This is a genomic window from Bradyrhizobium sp. th-b2 (assembly GCF_000426785.1).
GTDB lineage: Bacteria > Pseudomonadota > Alphaproteobacteria > Rhizobiales > Xanthobacteraceae > Bradyrhizobium > Bradyrhizobium septentrionale.
In genome coordinates, this window is sequence record NZ_AUGA01000237.1 from 1 (window position 1) to 1,630 (window position 1,630).

Here is a 1,630-nt window from a genome sequence, read left to right on the forward strand (position 1 = left end):
CCCTGCGCCAGGACTCCGCCAGCCCTACCACTCGGGTAAGGGCCTAATCTCTGAACCTGAACCGGAAGATCCCCCTAAGTCCCCCTCCGGGGGATTTCCGGACGATCATAAAACGATCGAGGAAGGCGAGCCGGTCGAGTTCGCAGCCGCATTCGAGAGCTATGTCGGCCACGAGGTCATGCGGCGCGACCTGGCGCTCGAGGAGTTCCGCCTCCTGACGCAGGACGATCGCGCCTGGTGCGCTCATGCGGTGCCGCTCTACATGGCGAAGCTGCGCGAGCTCAAACAGCGCCGGCCGATGAATTTTCATCTCTGGGTGCGGACGCGCGGGTTTCGCGAATTCCCCGCGCCTGGTGCTGCGCTGGCAAAGGCCGCGCCTCCGCAACGGCGGTTCGTGCAAGACGACGAGCTCAAGGGCTTGGCAGTGGCGATGCAGATCGCCGAGCGACGCGAGCTGCGCACCATCCGCGAGCAGGATCTCGGCGAGGGCGTCTGGACGCAGCTCGGGCCGCAGGCAGACCTGGCGGCAATGGCTGCGTTTGCCGGCGCCGATCGCGTGGCGTGGCGGGTCGCCGACCTCGGAACGCTGCAGTTTGCCGCCTGGCGCGATCGCCTGGCGCTCTGGATCGGCGCAGAGCCGCAGGCCGAGCGGATCTTTCTCGAGCCGTTTGATCCGAGCGTTCACGGCGTCTCTGCATCGAGCCCGAATTTCCGTTTGAGGAAGTCAAAGCAGGGCTTTCGCGTGCCGGCGCCGTGGCCGCCGCGCCGCGATGGGACGTGGCAAGGCGCAGGGGAGAGTGAATGAACATGCAATACCGCAAGGGACAGATCGTTGGTTATGTCTCGGTATCCGACGAGTTCGCAGCAGTGCCTGTGACGCCCGCAAGCTGGCATTTGCTGCGCGTGGCGCCGGGGCGCGACGCGCGCGTGATGCGGGCATTCGAGGACCGAAGCTTTAGCGGTTGGTCGCTAACGGTCACAAGCGTAGTCAATCGCACGACCGGGCGCGATGCGCGTCGACCGCATCTCGGTCGCAAGATCGTTCGACCGTTCCTGCCTGGTCTGATCTTCCTTCCCGATTTCGAGCTCCGCAGGATCGACCAGATCCGCGCGATCGACGACGTCGACAATCTGCTGCAGATCGGCACGCTGCGCTGTTGGCTCAAGCCGGAGGAAATGCAGCTGATGCGGGATATCGCCATTTGCGAGGGTCTGCCGCCATCGCAGCGCAAGCAGGTGCGGCTCGCGATCAATCAACGCATCGCAATTGTTGACGGCCTGTTCGCGGGCTTCCGCGCTCTGATCGAGCGAATTGACTCAAATGGCCGACTCACTGTCTACGTTGAGGACGGAAGGCGCGGCGTCAAGGTAAGTGGTTTGACCGAGACGCAGATCGAGCTGATCGTCTAATTCGCGGTGCAGTGCATTCGCGGCAGCTCGGCTAAAAGCGCAGAGCCTGATTCGGGTGGCCGCGCGCAGCGCGCCGCGACCTTCCAAAGCCCGGCCTTGCGCCGGGCTTTGTCGTTTCGTACTTATGTTGTGCGGTAGCGCCTCGCGCTGTCGCCGCCCTCTTTGGGCGTTTCCTCCCTAGACTTGGGCCGCTTGTTCCTTCAAGCGGCCCTTTTTCATT

The 1,630-nt window shown here is 64.0% G+C and carries 1 protein-coding gene and 1 pseudogene; both read left to right on the plus strand.

What is annotated here, in order from left to right; translation table 11 throughout:
• Window positions 1–805, plus strand: a pseudogene (locus K359_RS0147970) (hypothetical protein); the annotation flags it as partial.
• Between the two features lie 89 nt (window positions 806–894).
• Entirely contained in the window at window positions 895–1,410 is a 516-nt protein-coding gene (locus K359_RS0147975) for a transcription termination/antitermination protein NusG (protein WP_198031302.1), read from the plus strand.
• The last annotated feature ends 220 nt before the right edge of the window (window positions 1,411–1,630 follow it).